The 502-nt window shown below is 30.9% G+C and carries 2 pseudogenes; both read left to right on the top strand.

The annotated features are described in order from the left end of the window. Positions 1–57: 57 nt before the first annotated feature. Positions 58–186 (top strand): annotated as a pseudogene (gene sucC, locus AMN83_RS05110) (succinate--CoA ligase subunit beta); the annotation flags it as partial. A gap of 1 nt (position 187) precedes the next feature. Next, positions 188–502, top strand: a pseudogene (locus tag AMN83_RS00250) (hypothetical protein); the annotation flags it as partial.

Raw genomic sequence — 502 nt, 5'->3', positions numbered from 1 at the left:
AAGAGATTTGATTGGTGATTTAAATGGCTTATATAAACAATATCAATCTATTGAACCTTGGTTGTAAGATTAGCAGGCACAAATTTCAAAGAAGGAAAAAAAATTCTTGATAATTCTGGATTAAAATTAATTTCTGCAGAAAATTTAGATGACGCTGCTAAGAAAATTGTTGAGGCGATAAAATAAAATGTCGGTTTTGGTAAATAAAAATACTAAAGTAATTTGTCAGGGATTTACTGGCTCACATGGAACATTTCATTCAGAGCAGGCTATAAAATATGGAACCAATCTTGTTGGTGGAGTTACGCCAAAGAAAGGTGGACAAAAACATTTAGACAGACCAGTTTTTAATAGCGTTTTAGAGGCAAAAAATGAAGTAGGAGCAGATGCAACTATGATTTATGTACCTGCTAAATTTGCAGCAGCAGCAATCATTGAAGCTATTGATTTAATTAATGTTATTGCTTGTTTTTTTGCGTCTTCATTTAAATTAAAAATATTA

Origin of the sequence: Candidatus Pelagibacter communis (assembly GCF_001180025.1) — a bacterium.
Lineage (GTDB): Bacteria > Pseudomonadota > Alphaproteobacteria > Pelagibacterales > Pelagibacteraceae > Pelagibacter > Pelagibacter ubique_A.
The sequence above is the reverse complement of the archived record's forward strand: the minus strand, read 5'-3'. Positions and strand labels throughout refer to the sequence as shown.